Source organism: Bradyrhizobium sp. AZCC 1693, assembly GCF_036924745.1.
Lineage (GTDB): Bacteria > Pseudomonadota > Alphaproteobacteria > Rhizobiales > Xanthobacteraceae > Bradyrhizobium.
The window spans coordinates 6,420,358-6,436,235 of record NZ_JAZHSD010000001.1 but is presented as its reverse complement, the minus strand read 5'-3'; the positions used below and the strand labels follow the sequence as shown (position 1 = coordinate 6,436,235).

General features: G+C 62.7%; 19 protein-coding genes and 1 pseudogene. 7 read left to right on the top strand and 13 right to left on the bottom strand.

From position 1 onward, the window contains the following. Positions 1 to 155: 155 nt before the first annotated feature. A complete protein-coding gene (uvrB, locus tag V1293_RS30590; protein ID WP_334516986.1) occupies positions 156 to 3,164 on the top strand; it encodes an excinuclease ABC subunit UvrB in 3,009 nt (1,002 codons plus the stop codon). A gap of 173 nt (positions 3,165 to 3,337) precedes the next feature. Here uvrB and coaA read toward each other — a convergent pair. Next, positions 3,338 to 4,295, bottom strand: a pseudogene (coaA, locus tag V1293_RS30585) (type I pantothenate kinase). Between the two features lie 313 nt (positions 4,296 to 4,608). Here coaA and V1293_RS30580 point away from each other — a divergent pair. Beyond that, on the top strand, positions 4,609 to 5,631 hold the full coding sequence (locus V1293_RS30580; RefSeq protein WP_334514790.1) for a D-cysteine desulfhydrase family protein: 1,023 nt from the start codon (positions 4,609 to 4,611) through the stop codon (positions 5,629 to 5,631). A gap of 67 nt (positions 5,632 to 5,698) precedes the next feature. Here the strand turns inward: V1293_RS30580 and V1293_RS30575 are convergent, their stop codons facing one another. The 6 genes from V1293_RS30575 to V1293_RS30550 all read right to left on the bottom strand — a co-directional run bounded on the left by V1293_RS30575 (position 5,699) and on the right by V1293_RS30550 (position 8,172). Further along, on the bottom strand, positions 5,699 to 5,995 hold the full coding sequence (locus V1293_RS30575; RefSeq protein ID WP_334514788.1) for an addiction module antidote protein: 297 nt from the start codon (positions 5,993 to 5,995) through the stop codon (positions 5,699 to 5,701). Between the two features lies 1 nt (position 5,996). After that, a complete protein-coding gene (locus V1293_RS30570; protein ID WP_334514785.1) occupies positions 5,997 to 6,293 on the bottom strand; it encodes a type II toxin-antitoxin system RelE/ParE family toxin in 297 nt (98 codons plus the stop codon). 180 nt (positions 6,294 to 6,473) lie between these two features. After that, positions 6,474 to 6,692: an SEC-C metal-binding domain-containing protein gene (locus V1293_RS30565; protein ID WP_334514783.1), complete on the bottom strand. Its 219-nt coding sequence runs from the start codon at positions 6,690 to 6,692 to the stop codon at positions 6,474 to 6,476. An 83-nt stretch (positions 6,693 to 6,775) separates the two neighbouring features. Further along, positions 6,776 to 7,003, bottom strand: a complete 228-nt coding sequence (locus V1293_RS30560) for a hypothetical protein (RefSeq protein ID WP_334514782.1) — start codon at positions 7,001 to 7,003, stop codon at positions 6,776 to 6,778. After that, positions 6,990 to 7,310, bottom strand: a complete 321-nt coding sequence (locus V1293_RS30555) for a hypothetical protein (RefSeq protein ID WP_334514781.1) — start codon at positions 7,308 to 7,310, stop codon at positions 6,990 to 6,992. Before V1293_RS30555 ends, V1293_RS30560 begins: the two co-directional genes overlap by 14 nt. A gap of 682 nt (positions 7,311 to 7,992) precedes the next feature. Next, positions 7,993 to 8,172: a hypothetical protein gene (locus tag V1293_RS30550; RefSeq protein WP_334514780.1), complete on the bottom strand. Its 180-nt coding sequence runs from the start codon at positions 8,170 to 8,172 to the stop codon at positions 7,993 to 7,995. Positions 8,173 to 8,292: 120 nt separating this feature from the next. On the opposite strand from V1293_RS30550, the gene V1293_RS30545 reads away from it, so the two are divergent. The 4 genes from V1293_RS30545 to V1293_RS30530 all read left to right on the top strand — a co-directional run bounded on the left by V1293_RS30545 (position 8,293) and on the right by V1293_RS30530 (position 10,888). Further along, on the top strand, positions 8,293 to 8,574 hold the full coding sequence (locus V1293_RS30545) for a hypothetical protein (protein ID WP_334514777.1): 282 nt from the start codon (positions 8,293 to 8,295) through the stop codon (positions 8,572 to 8,574). A gap of 82 nt (positions 8,575 to 8,656) precedes the next feature. Beyond that, positions 8,657 to 9,106 carry a nuclear transport factor 2 family protein gene (locus V1293_RS30540; protein ID WP_334514775.1) on the top strand — a complete coding sequence of 150 codons (450 nt, stop codon included), beginning with the start codon at positions 8,657 to 8,659 and terminating at the stop codon, positions 9,104 to 9,106. Positions 9,107 to 9,386: 280 nt separating this feature from the next. Continuing rightward, positions 9,387 to 10,289: a hypothetical protein gene (locus tag V1293_RS30535; protein WP_334514773.1), complete on the top strand. Its 903-nt coding sequence runs from the start codon at positions 9,387 to 9,389 to the stop codon at positions 10,287 to 10,289. A 182-nt stretch (positions 10,290 to 10,471) separates the two neighbouring features. Beyond that, positions 10,472 to 10,888: a hypothetical protein gene (locus tag V1293_RS30530; RefSeq protein ID WP_334514771.1), complete on the top strand. Its 417-nt coding sequence runs from the start codon at positions 10,472 to 10,474 to the stop codon at positions 10,886 to 10,888. A gap of 330 nt (positions 10,889 to 11,218) precedes the next feature. Here the strand turns inward: V1293_RS30530 and V1293_RS30525 are convergent, their stop codons facing one another. From V1293_RS30525 to V1293_RS30515, 3 genes are all read right to left on the bottom strand, one after another. Next, on the bottom strand, positions 11,219 to 11,362 hold the full coding sequence (locus V1293_RS30525) for a hypothetical protein (protein ID WP_212420990.1): 144 nt from the start codon (positions 11,360 to 11,362) through the stop codon (positions 11,219 to 11,221). A 181-nt stretch (positions 11,363 to 11,543) separates the two neighbouring features. Further along, entirely contained in the window at positions 11,544 to 12,023 is a 480-nt protein-coding gene (locus tag V1293_RS30520; RefSeq protein ID WP_334514769.1) for a MaoC family dehydratase, read from the bottom strand. Positions 12,024 to 12,025: 2 nt separating this feature from the next. Continuing rightward, the gene (locus V1293_RS30515) at positions 12,026 to 12,487 is read right to left on the bottom strand and encodes a MaoC family dehydratase (protein ID WP_334514768.1); all 462 of its coding nucleotides are present in this window, start codon (positions 12,485 to 12,487) and stop codon (positions 12,026 to 12,028) included. Positions 12,488 to 12,690: 203 nt separating this feature from the next. On the opposite strand from V1293_RS30515, the gene V1293_RS30510 reads away from it, so the two are divergent. After that, positions 12,691 to 12,984: a DUF4282 domain-containing protein gene (locus tag V1293_RS30510; RefSeq protein ID WP_025590606.1), complete on the top strand. Its 294-nt coding sequence runs from the start codon at positions 12,691 to 12,693 to the stop codon at positions 12,982 to 12,984. Positions 12,985 to 13,098: 114 nt separating this feature from the next. Here the strand turns inward: V1293_RS30510 and ychF are convergent, their stop codons facing one another. Genes ychF through V1293_RS30495 form a run of 3 tightly spaced genes read right to left on the bottom strand, consistent with a single transcriptional unit; the run spans position 13,099 to position 15,585 of the window. Then, positions 13,099 to 14,196 carry a redox-regulated ATPase YchF gene (gene ychF / locus V1293_RS30505; RefSeq protein WP_334514767.1) on the bottom strand — a complete coding sequence of 366 codons (1,098 nt, stop codon included), beginning with the start codon at positions 14,194 to 14,196 and terminating at the stop codon, positions 13,099 to 13,101. 27 nt (positions 14,197 to 14,223) lie between these two features. Further along, entirely contained in the window at positions 14,224 to 14,838 is a 615-nt protein-coding gene (gene pth / locus V1293_RS30500) for an aminoacyl-tRNA hydrolase (protein ID WP_334514765.1), read from the bottom strand. Between the two features lie 21 nt (positions 14,839 to 14,859). Then, a complete protein-coding gene (locus V1293_RS30495; RefSeq protein ID WP_334514763.1) occupies positions 14,860 to 15,585 on the bottom strand; it encodes a 50S ribosomal protein L25/general stress protein Ctc in 726 nt (241 codons plus the stop codon). Positions 15,586 to 15,878: the final 293 nt, after the last annotated feature.

The following is a 15,878-nucleotide window of genomic DNA, read 5'->3' as shown; positions in this document are numbered from 1 at the left end:
ATGTTTTTTGCGGTCAACGCCGCTCGCGCGCTTCTGCACCGCTGATGTCAGCGGTTGGCAGCAGTTCCGGCGTCGCTGCGTTTGTGGCGGGATCGACAAGATGGGTTGACGATTTCGGCCTTTTCAGCGGCCTGCCGCAGTCCCATATTGGCGGCATGGTGAAGACCCCCGAAGTTCCAAAAAAATCCAAAACCCCGAAATCCAAGGCGCATCGGCCGGACGTGCAACCGATCGGGCCGGCGCTGGCCGAACTGCTCAATCCCGCGATCAACCGCGGCGACGCCGGCATGGGATCGGGCACCGGCCTGCAGCCGCCGCCGGACAATTCGTGGGACCGCCGCGCCGGCGGCGAGGCGGCGGCGCATCGCGCGCGCGCTTCGACCAAAGGGACGAGCGATGACGTCGCCAAACGCGATGCCGGACAAGGCATTGCGGAGGCCCCGCAAGCCAATTACGGCACGTCGGCGACCATCCCCACGCTCGATCCTGAACTCGCGCGGCAGCTCGGCCTGCCGACCGCGGAGGACGACGACGAGGCGCTGGCCCGCCCGCCGCGCAACAAGATGGAGGCGCTCGGCGTCAAGGCCACCGCCGAGGCGCTGGAGAACCTGATCCGCGACGGCCGCCCGGAATTCAAGGGCGACGGCGGCCAGCTTAAGGTCTGGACGCCGCACCGCCCGCCGCGCCCGGAAAAATCCGAAGGCGGCGTGCGCTTCGAGATCAAGTCCGAATACGAGCCGAAGGGCGATCAGCCGACCGCGATAGCCGAGCTGGTCGAGGGCATCAACCGCAACGACCGCACCCAGGTGCTGCTCGGCGTCACCGGCTCGGGAAAAACCTACACCATGGCCAAGGTGATCGAGGCGACGCAACGCCCAGCCATCATCCTGGCGCCGAACAAGACGCTGGCCGCCCAGCTCTATGGCGAGTTCAAGAGTTTCTTTCCCGATAACGCGGTGGAATATTTCGTCAGCTATTACGACTATTACCAGCCCGAGGCCTACGTCCCGCGCACCGACACCTACATCGAAAAAGACTCGTCCATCAACGAGCAGATCGACCGCATGCGCCACTCGGCGACGCGCGCGCTGCTGGAGCGCGACGATGTCATCATCGTGGCGTCGGTGTCGTGCATCTACGGTATCGGCTCGGTCGAGACCTATACCGCGATGACCTTTGCGCTGAAGAAGGGCGAGCGCATCGACCAGCGGCAGTTGATCGCCGACCTCGTCGCCTTGCAATACAAGCGCACCCAAGCCGATTTCACCCGCGGCACTTTTCGCGTGCGCGGCGACGTCATCGACATCTTCCCGGCGCACTATGAAGACCGCGCCTGGCGCGTGAACCTGTTCGGCGACACCGTTGAAAATATCGAAGAGTTCGATCCGCTCACCGGCCACAAGCAGGACGACCTCGAATTCATCAAGATCTACGCCAATTCGCACTATGTGACGCCGCGCCCGACGCTGGTGCAGGCGATCAAATCAATCAAGAGTGAACTGAAACTGCGGCTCGACGAGCTCAACAACCAGGGCCGCCTGCTGGAAGCGCAGCGGCTGGAGCAGCGCACCACCTTCGATCTCGAAATGATGGAAGCCACAGGCAGTTGCGCCGGCATCGAAAACTATTCGCGCTACCTCACGGGACGCCGACCCGGCGAGCCGCCGCCGACGCTGTTCGAATACGTGCCCGACAACGCGCTTGTTTTCGCCGACGAGAGCCATGTCACCGTCCCCCAGATCGGCGGCATGTTCCGCGGCGACTTCCGCCGCAAGGCGACCTTGGCTGAATACGGTTTTCGTTTGCCTTCCTGCATGGACAACCGTCCGCTGCGGTTCGAGGAATGGGACATGATGCGCCCGCAATCGGTCGCGGTGTCGGCGACCCCGAGCGGCTGGGAATTGAACGAAAGCGGCGGCGTGTTCGTCGAGCAGGTCATTCGCCCGACCGGACTGATCGATCCGCCCGTCCACATCCGCCCGGCGCGCACGCAAGTGGACGATCTCGTCGGCGAAGTCCGCGCCACCGCAGCAGCCGGCTACCGCTCGCTGGTCACGGTGCTGACAAAGCGGATGGCGGAAGACCTCACGGAATACCTGCATGAGCAGGGCATCCGCGTGCGCTACATGCACTCTGACATCGACACCATCGAGCGCATCGAGATCATCCGCGACCTGCGCCTTGGCGCGTTCGACGCGCTGGTCGGCATCAATTTGCTGCGCGAGGGCCTCGACATTCCCGAATGCGCGCTGGTCGCGATCCTCGACGCCGACAAAGAAGGGTTTCTGCGCAGCGAAACCTCGCTGATCCAGACCATCGGCCGCGCCGCGCGCAACGTCGACGGCAAGGTGATCCTCTACGCCGACCAGATGACCGGCTCGATGGAGCGCGCCATCGCCGAAACCGACCGCCGCCGCGAGAAGCAGGTCGAGTACAACACGGCGCACGGCATCACGCCGGAGAGCATCAAGAAGTCGATCGGCGATATCATGAATTCTGTCTACGAGCGCGACCACGTGCTGGTCGAAATCGGCGACGGCGGCATGGCCGACGATGTCATCAGCATCGGCCACAATTTCGAGGCGGTCCTCTCCGACCTCGAAACCCGCATGCGCGAAGCCGCCGCCGATCTGAACTTCGAGGAAGCCGCGAGACTCCGCGACGAAGTCAAACGCCTCCGCGCGACGGAGATGGCGGTGGTCGACGACCCCACCGCCAAACAGCGCGCCGTGCAAGGAAAGGCCGGCGCCTATGCGGGGACGAAGAAATACGGCGAGGCCGCGAACCTCCCCGTCAGCGCGATGAAGAAGAAGGGTGTGCAGTCGGCCCTCAAAGCCAGCCGCAGCGGCGCTCCCGCTTCCCCCTCTCCCCGTCCTTCACGAGGTCGAGACGAGCGAAGCTCGCTCTTAGAGGGTCGGGGTGAGGGGCATCCCTCCGCGAGTCGTGGCGGTTCAAAAGTCCACAAACCCCACCTGGACGAAATGCACGGCCCGGAATCCCTGCCCTATCGCCCCACCGGCGCCAAACCGCGCAAGCCGGAGCCCGCGAGCGGCAGCAAAATCTTCCAGCCCACCGACTCCCGCCAGTCCGGCCCGGAATTCGGCCCTGCCCCGCGCTCCAGCGGCGGCGCGCCGGGACATCGCGGCGGGTGGAAGAAGAGATAGCTGCTGTTCCGCCGGACGTGTACCCATCAATCCGGTCGCATCACCCACCTAAGTCGATGTCCGCTTCTCTCCCAAAGCGACGTCGTTGTTGCCCAGCAGCGAAATGGCACGAACCCAGACTTAGCCTTGCGTGGCGACGATCTCGGTCTGTGGAAACGGCCAGTGCGTCGGCGCTAAAGCCGTCGCAGCGCCACCGTCTCGATGAGGTGATCGGCGCCCTTGGTGAGGATCAGCGTCGCGCGCGGCCGCGTCGGCAGGATGTTTTCCTCGAGATTGGCGAGATTTGTTCGCTCCCAGATCGCCGTTGCGGTGGCGATCGCTTCATCGTCCGGCAGCAGCGAATAACGGTGGAAGTAGGACCTTGGATCGTGGAACGCGGTGTCGCGGAAGGTCAGAAAGCGCTGCACGTACCAATCGCGCAGCACCGACACGTCCGCGTCGATGTAAACGGAGAAGTCGAAAAAGTCGGAGACGACGGGCACTGCCTTGCCGTCGCGCGGCAACGGGGCGGTCTGCAGGACATTCACACCCCTCGACAATAAGGATGTCGGGCTGATCGACCTCCTGCCACTGGTTCGGAACGATGTCGTAGGTCAAGTGCGAATAGACCGACGCCCGCACCCGGCTTCGCCCGGCTTTGATGTCGCTCAGGAACGACAACAACCGCGCGCGATCGTAGCTCTCCGGAAATCCCTTCTTCTGCATCAGCCCTTCGCGCTCCAGCACCGCTTTGGGATAGAGAAAGCCATCGGTTGTCACCAGATCGACTTTGGGCCGCGGCGACCATCGTGCGAGCAGCGCCTGCAGGACGCGCGCGGAGGTCGATTTACCCACCGCAGCCGAGCCGGCGATACCGATGATGTAGGGCACTTTGCGGTCGCGGATACCGAGAAACTGGCGCTGCGCGTAATAGAGCCGCTGCGCGGCATCGACATAGATCGACAACAGGCGCGAGAGCGGCAGATAGATTTCCTCGACCTCCTTGAGGTCGAGGCGGTCATGCATCGAACGCAGCTGCGAGAATTCGCCGGGCTCCAGCGTCATCGGCGTGTCGTTGCGCAGCTCGGCCCACTGCTCTCGTGAAAAGATGCGGTAAGGATTATATCTCTGGTCGGGAGCGCGGATATCCATGTCGCCGTCCCTCAAATTCTTGGGGCGCATACCCGTGGAGAACTTATCCGCCGCGATGACGCTTGTCAGCCCCCGATAGTCCGCTTTGGGCGAAAAGCGGCGTTCTGGACCGCGCAACCCGACGACCTCAGGTCTCAAGGTGACCGAAGCGGACCACGTTGAGAGCTCTTCCGTTCGGAAAATGGCCTCCTCATCAACCGAGGAGACGCGGCCATGAGCGAATTTTCATATTCCGGACTTCGACGCAAGGAAGCGAGAATGGGGCTATAGTGGCGGCCGTTGGGCCATTGCTGTGAGTCAGACGGACAGACCGATGCAAACTAATCGCAGGCCGTTATCCGACCGACTCGCCGCCTTTCCTCGCCTGGGTCTTGCAAATCTGCCGACCCCGCTCGAGCCGATGAAGCGGCTGACGGCGCATCTCGGCGGCCCGCGGCTGTGGGTCAAGCGCGAGGATACGACAGGGCTCGGCTTTGGCGGCAACAAGTTGCGCAAGCTCGACTACGTCCTGCACGAGGCAATTTCGAGCGGCGCCGATACGATCGTCTCGGGCGGCGTCGTGCAATCGAACAGCCAGCGGCAGGTTGCGGCGGTGGCGGCCAAACTCGGCCTCGCCTGCCATCTTGCCGTCTACCACGGCCGGCTCGAACCGCCGACGCCGGAATACAAGACCTCGGGCAACGCGTTTCTCAATCGGCTGTTCGGCGCGCAGCTCCATGACGTGCCATGGACCGGCGACCGCAACGCCGCCATTCGCACGCTCGTCGGCGATCTCCAGGCGAAGGGCCACAGGCCCTACTTCGTGCCCTACGGCGTCTCGAATGCGCTGGGCGCCGTCGCCTATGCCACGACGATTGCCGAGATCGAGCCGCAGGCCGCGCAACTGGGTTTTGCGCCAACCGCGATCGTGCACTGCACCGGCAGCGCCGGCACGCAGGCTGGTCTCGTCGCCGGTGCCGCCGTGGCCATGCCGAACACAGGGATCGTCGGGATCGATATCGACGCCGAGCCCGCGCGGGTGCGCGCCGATGTCGTGGCGTTCGCGCGCGAGGCGTCCGACCTGCTTGATATTTCCTTCGACGAAGCAAGCGTGGAAGTCGTCGCGGGCCATGCGGGACCGGCCTACGGGATCCCGCACGAAGCCACCATCGAAGCGATCCGCCTTGCCGGCCAGCTCGAGGCGCTTCCACTCGATCCCGTCTATTCGGGCAAGGGCCTCGCGGGCCTGATCGCCCTGATCCGCCAAGGGCGCTGGCGCAACGACGAGGATGTCATCTTCCTGCACACCGGCGGCGCACCGGCGCTGTTTGCCTATCAGAGCGCGCTTGGGATTTGAGATGGGGGGCCAAAGTCATCAAGGATGGGGCGGCTTGATTGCAAACTCGGAAACTCGCGAGAGCTGTTTATGCCGCCTTCGATCCCTGTGGTTGGGCGACCAAATCGAAGCCGAGCGCGTGAAGCACCTTGATGACGGTGCCGAATTCCGGCTTCGCTTCTCCTCCAAGCGCCCGGTACAAATTCTCACGCGAGAGTCCGGCTTTTTCTGCCACCGCACTCATTCCCCGCGCGCGCGCGACCGTACCGATGGCAACAGCAATGGCAGCTGCGTCTTCGGATTCGAGAGCTTCGTTGATGTAGGCTGCGATCATCTCGGGACTGTCGAGATATTCGGCTGCATCGAACGGTTTTGCCTTGGCCATTTCAGTCCTCCAACTCACTCGCCAATTTCTTGGCCGCCTTGATGTCCGAAGCCTGTGAACCCTTGTCTCCGCCACAAAGCAGAACGACGATCTCCTCACCGCGCTGAATATAGTAAACCCTGTACCCCGGTCCGTAATGTATCCTCATCTCGCTAATCCCATCGCCAACCGGGGCAACGTCGCCGGGATTACCGAGGCTGAGACGATCGATCCTGGCAAGCACCTTCGCCCGGGCTCGAATGTCTCGCAGGTCCCTAAGCCAGCTTGAGAATTCATCCGTTCTCTTGATCATAGGCATCTGTAGCGTATACGCTACAGATCCATTTTTGTCAACGAGAGGCCTGCACGCTGATGGATTCCGGGCACGCCGCCTCCGCGGCGGCCTCAGATGCGCAATTGCGCATCGGGGCATGACGCATGGCGAGATCACCGCCAACGAGCGGCTACTCCCTAAAAGTAATAATCCCGGTTTGCCCCGTCATACGCGCCGGACTTCATGCAGCAGGCTTTGAAACCTGCGTCCGGAGCCGCATGGACACAGGTCGTTGCGACCGAGCTTTTCGGTCAGCTCGACGCCGCCATGAACGACGCGCCGTCCACGCTTGACATGGGTTTCCGAGGGGAAGGACTTCCGCCGCTTACGCGAGATGCTGAAAGCAGGGGAGGTTTTCGAAATCGCGATGCTTGCGCATGGCACACCTCCGTTGTTTGAAACGCGGCCGATCGCCGCGCGGCGTAGCTAGCACACGCCACGCTTCCTTGGCCAGAGGGACCGCATCCTCAAGGCTGAACGAAGAAAATCACATACAGAGCAAGCCCCATCGTAAAAAACAACGATAAAACGGTGAACCAGTTGTACCTGATGCCGCGCGTCCTGATGATGCTCTTCACAAACAACCAGACGAAAAACAGGAAGATGCCTGCGAAGATCACGCCCCAGAATGTCTTCAGGTCGCGCAGGTCCGCGGGTGATATGGATGTCCGATGGGAAGGACTACCGCCGTTCATGCGAGACGCTGAGCGCAGGCGAGGTTATTGCGATGCCGGCGCATGACCCACCTGCGTTGGCTGGAACGCGGCCCTTCGCCACGCGCGACTTTGCTATCACAGGCTTCATCGTTCCGGAAGTACAGTTCGCGATCTTCTCGGCGAACGACAGGCCAGCGTTGAAGAACAGCGGCTCGTAGCCATGCCTGAAAAACTTCGGAAACTTCGGCGCGAGCCAGGGCGTGAACAGGCCGTGGAGCACCGAGGTCAGCACGACGAACAACACCACGCCGCCGGCGATGTCGTGGCGGGCGAGTTTCAGCAGCAAGGCCGCGGCGGCGAACGACGGAAAACCCTGCAGGACGCTGATGGCCGGGAGAATGAAAAATCGGGAGAGGCTATGCCGTGATGGGGATCACGCTCGCTGCCTGAAGCATGGGAGCACATGGTGAAAGCCCCTCACCCGGCGCTTCGCGCCGACCTCTAAGAGCGAGCTTCGCTCGTCTCGACCCCGCGCAAAGCTGGCGGAGATTTGTCGGGCCCAACCGGGCTCCGGCGGATCGTCAATTCGTCAGCGATGGAGGCAAGAGGAATTCGTCTCCAGGGAGAGCGCGCTATAAGCCGTAAAACCATTGCGCAGGGAAGGCCGGGTGTTCCGGCGCACCTTGCGGTCACCCGTGTGCATTTTTGCGCACGATCGCGGGTGCTGAGGGCACCCGGCTTTCCCTGCGCCCTCTGAATTTTCGTGAGGGCATCGCCGATCGCATCACGTCGGGCGCTTCGCGCCGCGAGAATGCGAAGGCGTGTCTTTTATCACCTTAGCGGGTGACGGCTGTTTGAAATTCGAAAACGTGCGCGCGGCACATTCGATGTCGTCCCTGCGAACGCAGGGACCCATACCGCGTGATCTCTCGATAGGGCAGCGTGGCAAACGCCTTTCGCAAAACTGCCGCCGGTGGCTATGTGTCCCTGCGTTCGCAGGGACGACGATGCGGGTGACCTCCGCCCCCTCACCCTGACCGGCGGTTGCTGGTGTTCTGTGTCAGATTGCCGTGCTCGGCCTGTTCGCGGATGTTGTTCTTCTCGTCGTCGCGGTGGCCCTTGGTGGTGTCGAGGGGAACGCTGGGCGCGCTGCCGGGGCCCTTGTGGCTCTGGTTGTCCGGGGGGATGGGCGGAACGGTTTTCGTCATCATGGTCTCCGTTAGCAACAGAAAGAGTCAACGCTGGCCGCGGCGAGATCGTTCCGCGGGAACGATGGCACGCAATGGCGGCATGCATTGTCGCCGCCCGCAAAAACCGGTTTAGTGCAGATGCGGCAGCTCACAACGGGAGATCGTCTTGAAGGCATCGGCGCGGTCATCCTGCTGCCACTCGGCGGCCTGCCGTTGAGCGGACCGGCTTTCGCGCAAGCCAGGGACAAGGCTCCAAAGGGGGACCGGCCATTGCTCGCGACATTCTGCGATGCCGGCAACATCAAGGGCTCGGCCTGCAAGCCGGGCCAAAGGTATCGCAGCGGCAAGGCCGGCGGCTTGAACCTTCTTCGCGGCGGCCGCGTCAGAATACCTTCAGAAACATACTTTCAGAAAGTTTAAATCCTTTTGCTGATTGATAGCTGTGCCGTTCCGTTCACAATGGGTTCGGCAAGAGCCGATCGAGCAAAGGTAGGATGGGGGAATGACCGAGGGATCAAATCGTCAGCACGTGCTGGATTTCCTCAACGTCCTGTATTCCGGCGACATCGAAGCCGCACTGGAGCGCTGCTCCGACGACATCGAATTCCTCGCCAATGCGCCGATCGATATCCTGCCCCATATGGGCCACCGCCGCGGCAAGGCCGAAATGCGCGAGATGTGGAATGCGGTGCGCGCCCGCTATTCCGAACTGCGCTGCGAGGTGCCGACCCTGGTCACCGAAGGCGACAAGGTGGCCGCCTTTATCCGCGTGTTCTTCCGCAAGAACATCAATCAGCGCATGGTGCAGTTCGACATCGCCGGCTTCTACACGCTGCGCGGCGGCAAGATCAGCCATATCAGGGAAGTCATCGACACCTTCGACCTGGTCCAGCAGTTGCTCGAGCGCGATATCGCCGCGATCCTGACCGGCAGGCGGCCGAATCCGATCTAGCGATTGCGGCCCCCGTCATTCCGAGACGCGGCGCAGGGCAGACCCCTCGGATGCGCCATTGCACATCTGAGGTGCACGCCGACGCGCCGCAGCCGGCCGCCTGACCAACTTCCACGTGCTGGTCGACACCTTCGATCTGGTCGAGCAGACCGTGGGCTATCCGATTCACCTGCCGCGGATGGCGGTATAGGCCCGCCTTCGCTGCACTCGCCATAATTTCGCAACAGAGCGAACGCATTCTGGGCGCGACTTGGAATGCGGGCGGGCAATGATTCCCAAAATGCGATTTGGCTGGGCGCGGCTGCCAGTGCTGGCGGCCGGCGTTGGTTTGGCTTCAATGCTGGCGGCAGCGGCACAAACGCCGCCGACGGACGACGATACGGACATGCCAGCGGCGGAAGAGACCGAGGCGGCTCCTGATGTCAACGACGTCGACATCATGAAGGACATCGACGTCAGCAAGCTCGACTGGAGCCTGCTCAATGTCGATGCGTCGACCCTGACCGGTCCTGCGCCGAAGGGAAACGGCGCGTCGAAAGCCGCCGCCAGCGTGGATGCCGCGTGGTCCGCCAATGAAAGGGCGAACGGCACCTCCGCGGTGTCGGTCAAGCAATCCATCACGCCGTTCTGGGATACGCGCATCGGCGCCGACATGACGGTCGCACGGCAGGGCACGGCGACGACGTCCGAACTGCTCTCGGAAAAACTCGCCAATGGCGGCAGCCTGCCGCAATCGTCCGGTACCGCCTGGGCGGCGATCACGGCCCCCGGCGTCGCCTCGATCTGGGACAAGACCTCAGTCGAAGCCCGCGTCGATCCCGGATCCGAGCAGAGCAAGCTCGGCACCTCCCTGAGCAAATCGCTGCCGCTCAGCGAGCAATATTCGGTGACCCTGAAGAACGACTACAACCTGATCCAGCAGGGCATCGTGCCGGTGCCCGGCATCGTCAGCCATCCGGCGCGCAGCTACGAGACCGACCAGTCGGCAAAGCTCAGCATTGCCGACACCGGCACCAGCCTGATCGCCGGCCAGACCCTGTCGACGTCGGACGACAAATGGCTGCGCAAGGTCGGCGCCGAGCAGAAGCTGTTCGACGGCGTCACTATTTCCGGCTCGATCGGCGAAACCCCGTCCGGCGCCGCCAACAAAAGCCTCAGCGCAGGGTTCAAACGCAGCTGGTAAGGGGCAAGATCAGCCGATTTTGGAGGGGTTTTCAGCCCCTTAGGGTTAACGCCTGAGAATGATCCATCATCGCCGCAGATTGGACAAGATGCGGCCAAAATCGGCAGCACAGATGGACCTGCTCCACTTCGTCGTGCGGGGGACGTCCGCGCTCGCCTGAAAGCGAAACAGAGGAATTGCCGATGAACGCCACCATTCGTCCGGAACAGATTGATGAAACCCCGGAAGTCGACAACGATCTCGCCGCCGTATCCGAAGTCGAAGCCGGCATCCGCGAATTCGTTCGCAACGACATAGCCTATCTGCGCCGGCCGGCGGTCGCCGCGGAGACCGCGCCGCTCGACGCCAATGCCGAAGCCACCGTCAACAACGTCAATTCGCTGATCCAGCGCGTCGCCGGCACCTCGCTTGCAGAAATCGAGAAGCTGATTTCCGAACTCGAAAGCCTCCGCGACCTGCTGCATGCCGAAGGCCAGCGCGTCCAGCGCGAGATTTCGGGCTATGCCCAGCTCAGCCAGGCCGCGATGAAGTCGACGCGCATGATCGCCGACAACGTCACGCAGTGGAAGCGCGCTGCGGACGGCCTGCGCAACGCCTGATCCGATCGTTGCAAAAATCTAACACTCCGCCGCGTTCCGTACGGGAGCGCGGCGGTTTTGTTTGGCTGTGTTCGATCTGAACTTTATAAACACGGTCGCGTCCAAGGACGGATGTCGTCACGTGGCGGCAGGCACCTTTTGGGGACACTACCTGCGATGCAAAACGTCCAGCCAGACAACATGAATTCAATGCCGCTGCGGCAATCGTCGCATAGCATGGGCACGATCGTGATCCGCTTCGTCGGACTGCTGACGCTTGCGGTCGTGGCGATGACGCTGATCTGGAGCCGCTGAAACTTCTTCAGCGCTCATGGCGATCCGATCCGCTGGCTACTGGCGGACGAACGCGGTGTCCTCGATCGTGTAGACACCGTCGGCATAGGATTTCACCACCATGCCGGCGGTCAGCATCACCGCCAGCGTGACGGTTGCAAAGACAAAGCCGACGAATTTCAGGCTGCTGCGATCTGCCATAATCATCCCCTCGGTACTTCCCCTGAGACGCATTTGGCAGGCAGAACGTTCAAAATGCGTTAGCAAAAAATCCGTTCCGTGGAGTCATGGATTACGAGGAGCTAACGGCACAATTCGCTAACCATGTTCCGGCGCCCGCCCTCGTCATGGCCGGGCAAGACTCGGTGAGAGCAGGCTTCCCTCAGCCTATGTTCCGTCGCGGCACGAAGGCCGTTGCAAGGAACGAGAACACCATCTCGCCGCGCTGGTTGGCGCCGGTGTTGCGGGCCTGCAGGATGCCCCATTCCGGGCGCTTCTCCGAAGTTCGCTTGGTTTCGACCTGGTTGGAAAAGCGGATGGTGTCGCCGGCCAGCACCGGCTTGATCCAGCGCAATTCGCGAAAGCCAGGCGACGGCCCCCACACCGCGACCTCCTCGCCGCGGGCGACGGCCTCCGCCGTCAACCGCTTGCCGTCGGCGACCAGCAGCTTCATGCAGACCGCGGCGACGTGCCAGCCCGATGCGGCCAGTCCTCCGAACAGGGATTTCCGGCCTTCCTCCTCGTCGAGGTGAAAGCGCTGCGGATCGAACTGCGTGGCAAACCTCGTGATGTCGTCGGGAGTGAAGGTGAACGAGCCAAACTCGCGCCGCGCGCCGATCTCGATGTCCTCGAAGAAACGCATCGCTACTTCGCCCCCGCCTCAGTACACCGGCGCACGATGATCGGCGACTCCATCTCGCACAGCACCACGCCAGCCGCATTGCGGATCGTACCCTTGAAGGTCACGATGCCGGTTTCGGGACGGCTCTTCGAAATCCTGGCCTCCGCGACGTCGACATCCAGCGTCAGGTCGTCGCCCGGCCGGAGTGGCGCCATCCAGCGCATCTCGTTGACGCCGGGCGAGCCGAGCGAGGCGGTGCGGCCGATAAAGCCGTCAAACAGCATCCGCATCATGAGCGAGCCGAGATGCCAGCCCGAACCGGACAGCCCCTTCAGCATCGACGCGTTGGCGGCCTTTTCGTCCAGATGCATCGGCTGCGGGTCGAATTCGGCGGCAAAGGCCAAAATCTCCTCGCGCGTGACGTGGCGCGGTCCGAACGTGCCGAAATGGCCGGGCGTGAAGTCTTCGAAGATCAACGTTGTCATATATCGGGGATTGGCTTGAGGATTGCGGCGGGGAAGCCTGAATGTGGCCGTTATTTGCGGCAATCTCAACCCGTCCACCCGCATGGCTCGTTCGCCAGGGGCGAGTACCGTTGCCGGCACTCACCCTGACTTGCCCGAAGCAATTTTCGGGGCTAGCCCTGTGCCATCTGGGACCAGGTTTTTGACTCGCCGGAGAACCATCGATGCTCGATTTTCAGGATCTGTTTCAGTGGGACCGCTTTATCACACCCACGATCATCAAGACTTTCTACTGGCTGGTCATCGGCTTGATCGTTCTGTTCGGCCTGTCCGGGATCTTTTCGGCACTTGCCGCGATGGCGATCAGCCCGTTTGGCGGGTTCATCCTGTTGCTGTCGTCGATCGCCGGTGTCGTGGTCGGCGTGGTGTTTTCGCGCATCGCCGCGGAATTCATCCTGATCGTCTTCCGCATCAACGAGCATCTCGGCGCGATCCGGGATCAGGGGCAGATGCGGTGAGGTCGTCATTCCGGGCGATGCGCAGCATCGAACCCGGAATCTCGAGATTCCCCGGTGCGCAATTGCGCACCTGAGGTCTGGTGCTTACGCACCATCCCGGAATGACCAAGCCAATCAGTTATTAAACCTGAAATGCATCACGTCGCCGTCGGCGACGACATATTCCTTGCCTTCCAGCCGCAGCTTGCCGGCGTCGCGGGCGCCGGCTTCGCCGTTCAGCGCGACGTAATCGGCATAGGCGATGGTCTCGGCCCGGATAAAGCCCTTTTCGAAATCGGTATGGATCACGCCGGCCGACGCGGGCGCCTTGGTGCCGCGGTGGATGGTCCAGGCGCGGGCCTCCTTCGGACCCACGGTGAAATAGGTGATGAGGTCGAGCAGCTGGTAGCCGGCGCGGATCAGGCGGTCGAGGCCGGCCTCTTCGAGACCCAGCGTCTCCAAAAACTCGGCGCGCTCCTCGCGTGACAGGGTCGCGATCTCGGATTCGATTTTGGCCGAGATCACCACGGCGACCGCGCCTTCCTTCTTGGCGTGCTCGAACACTTGCTTGGAGAAGCTGTTGCCGTCTTTGGCCGAGCCTTCCTCGACATTGCAGACATAGAGCACCGGCTTCGACGTCAGCAGGCCCAGCATATTGAACGCGCGCTCTTCCTCCGGCTTGCGCTCAAGAAAGCGCGCCGGCTTGCCGTCGCGCAGCAGCACCAGCGCGCGGTTGACGAGGTCGAGCGCCTCCTTGGCGTCCTTGTCGTTGCCCTTGGCCTTCTTGGCGAGGTTGTCGACGCGCTTTTCAAGGCTGTCGAGGTCGGCGAGCATCAGCTCGGTTTCGATGGTCTCGATGTCGGCCAGCGGGGCGATCTTGCCTTCGACATGGGTGATGTCGGAGTCTTCAAAACACCGCACCACATGCGCGACCGCGTCGACCTCGCGGATGGTGGCGAGAAACTGGTTGCCGAGGCCTTCGCCCTTGGAGGCGCCGCGGACGAGGCCTGCGATATCAACGAAGGTCAGTCGCGTCGGGATGATCTGCGCGGAGCCTGCGATATCAGACAGCTTGTCGAGCCTGGGATCAGGCACCGCCACCTCGCCGACATTCGGCTCGATGGTGCAGAACGGATAATTCGCCGCCTGCGCCGCTGCCGTCTCGGTCAGCGCGTTGAACAGCGTCGACTTGCCGACATTGGGCAGGCCAACGATACCGCATTTGAATCCCATAATACGTCCTGAAGTCCGTTCGCGATGTCAGTTGCCGCCTTTGGCGTCACCATCGCCCTTGTCGAAAATTCCCTTGGCCTGCAGCGCCAGATGAACCTTGTTCTGGAACGTCGAATCCTTACCCGCCGCCAGCAGCCCCGCATTGTCGGCCACCGCCGCGCACAAGGCTTCCACCCACGGCCGATCGCTCTTGGCAAAATCCGACAGCACGTGGCTGTGCACCAGCTCCTTGATGCCGGGATGACCGATCCCGAGCCGCACCCGGCGGTAGTCGTTGCCGATATGCGAGGAGATCGAGCGCAGCCCGTTATGACCGGCGATGCCGCCGCCGATCTTGACCCTGACTTTCGCCGCCGGCAGTTCGAGTTCGTCCTGAAACACGGTGATGTCGGAGGCGCCGAGCTTGAAGAAGTTCGCGGCTTCCTGAACCGCGCGCCCGGACTCGTTCATGAAAGTGGTCGGCCGAAGCAGAACGACCTTTTCACCATCGAGCGTGCCATCGGAAGCCTCGCCCTGAAAACGGCGGCGCCACGGTGCGAAACCGTGACGCCGCGCAATTTCATCGACGGCCATGAACCCGATGTTGTGCCGGTTGTTCGCGTATTTCGAACCGGGGTTACCGAGACCGACAAACAGGCGCATGACGCGGCATCCCGCCGCTGCTTACTTCTTCTTGTCGCCGCCAGCCGGCGCTTTCGCGCCAGCCGCCGGAGCCGCAGCACCCGCCGCAGGCGCGGCAGCAGCAGCCGGCGCCGCAGCACCCGCCGCCGGAGCAGCGGTGCCTGCAGCCGCGGCAGCCGCCGCAGCCTTCTGTTCTTCGGCGTAGCCGGACGGCGGCACGATGGTCACCAGCGTCGCGTCCTCACGCGACAGCGACTTCACGCCGGCCGGCAGCTTGATCTCGGACAGATGCAGCGAGTGGCTGATTTCCAGCGCCCCGACATCCGCGTCGATGTACTGCGGAATATTTTCGACCGAGCATTCGAGATCGATGGTGTGGGTGACGATGTTGACGGTGCCGCCGCGCTTGACGCCGGGCGAGGTTTCGCCGTTCACGACGTGCAGGGGGACGCTGACGCGGATGGTCGCGCCTTCGCCGAGCCGCAGGAAGTCAACATGGAGCGGGAAGTCCTTCACCGGATCGAGGTGGAAGTCGCGCGGAATCACGCGGTGCTTCTTGCCCTCGAGATCGATGTCGAAGAGCGTGGTCAGGAAACGGCCGGCCAGGATGCGCTGGCGCAGTTCCTTGTCGTCGACCGAAATGGTCACGGGGGGCTGGTTGTTGCCGTAGATCACTCCGGGCACTCTCCCGGCGCGACGCTCTGCCCGGGCGGCCCCCTTGCCGCTCTGCGGACGCGCGGTCGCCTTCAATTCCTTGACGGTCGCCATCGTGTTAAGTCCTTGTTTTCTAAAAAGTTAAAGGCCGCATCGCGGCCCGTTGGCGTCCCACAGCAAGCCTCCAGGGGTGCGGGGGCTGCGGACGTGGCGGGCTTTTAGCCCCAAAGGCGCGAAATGACAAGGAAATGAAGGGATTTTTCTGCGGTTTCACCCTCCCCTGGGGGGGCCTGGAGGGGGAGGGTCGGCTCGCATCGCAAGATGCGAGACGGGGTGGGGTGATCTCTCAACTCGGGCAGCGTTCCATGGGGAGAGACCGTCAACCCCACCCCGCCGCTCCCTTTGGT

What these genes read in the sequence shown, in the direction of transcription:
- V1293_RS30570 (WP_334514785.1), bottom strand. Translation starts at nt 6,293, where the DNA reads ATGCCTATGATCAAGAGAACGGATGAATTCTCAAGCTGGCTTAGGGAC.
- ychF (WP_334514767.1), bottom strand. Translation starts at nt 14,196, where the DNA reads ATGGGATTCAAATGCGGTATCGTTGGCCTGCCCAATGTCGGCAAGTCG.
- V1293_RS30580 (WP_334514790.1), top strand. Translation starts at nt 4,609, where the DNA reads ATGCAAACTAATCGCAGGCCGTTATCCGACCGACTCGCCGCCTTTCCT.
- V1293_RS30575 (WP_334514788.1), bottom strand. Translation starts at nt 5,995, where the DNA reads ATGGCCAAGGCAAAACCGTTCGATGCAGCCGAATATCTCGACAGTCCC.
- V1293_RS30520 (WP_334514769.1), bottom strand. Translation starts at nt 12,023, where the DNA reads ATGCGTTTCTTCGAGGACATCGAGATCGGCGCGCGGCGCGAGTTTGGC.
- V1293_RS30550 (WP_334514780.1), bottom strand. Translation starts at nt 8,172, where the DNA reads ATGACGAAAACCGTTCCGCCCATCCCCCCGGACAACCAGAGCCACAAG.
- V1293_RS30525 (WP_212420990.1), bottom strand. Translation starts at nt 11,362, where the DNA reads ATGGCAGATCGCAGCAGCCTGAAATTCGTCGGCTTTGTCTTTGCAACC.
- pth (WP_334514765.1), bottom strand. Translation starts at nt 14,838, where the DNA reads ATGCGCCTGTTTGTCGGTCTCGGTAACCCCGGTTCGAAATACGCGAAC.
- V1293_RS30515 (WP_334514768.1), bottom strand. Translation starts at nt 12,487, where the DNA reads ATGACAACGTTGATCTTCGAAGACTTCACGCCCGGCCATTTCGGCACG.
- V1293_RS30560 (WP_334514782.1), bottom strand. Translation starts at nt 7,003, where the DNA reads ATGAACGGCGGTAGTCCTTCCCATCGGACATCCATATCACCCGCGGAC.
- V1293_RS30545 (WP_334514777.1), top strand. Translation starts at nt 8,293, where the DNA reads ATGCGGCAGCTCACAACGGGAGATCGTCTTGAAGGCATCGGCGCGGTC.
- uvrB (WP_334516986.1), top strand. Translation starts at nt 156, where the DNA reads ATGGTGAAGACCCCCGAAGTTCCAAAAAAATCCAAAACCCCGAAATCC.
- V1293_RS30530 (WP_334514771.1), top strand. Translation starts at nt 10,472, where the DNA reads ATGAACGCCACCATTCGTCCGGAACAGATTGATGAAACCCCGGAAGTC.
- V1293_RS30535 (WP_334514773.1), top strand. Translation starts at nt 9,387, where the DNA reads ATGCGATTTGGCTGGGCGCGGCTGCCAGTGCTGGCGGCCGGCGTTGGT.
- V1293_RS30540 (WP_334514775.1), top strand. Translation starts at nt 8,657, where the DNA reads ATGACCGAGGGATCAAATCGTCAGCACGTGCTGGATTTCCTCAACGTC.
- V1293_RS30495 (WP_334514763.1), bottom strand. Translation starts at nt 15,585, where the DNA reads ATGGCGACCGTCAAGGAATTGAAGGCGACCGCGCGTCCGCAGAGCGGC.
- V1293_RS30510 (WP_025590606.1), top strand. Translation starts at nt 12,691, where the DNA reads ATGCTCGATTTTCAGGATCTGTTTCAGTGGGACCGCTTTATCACACCC.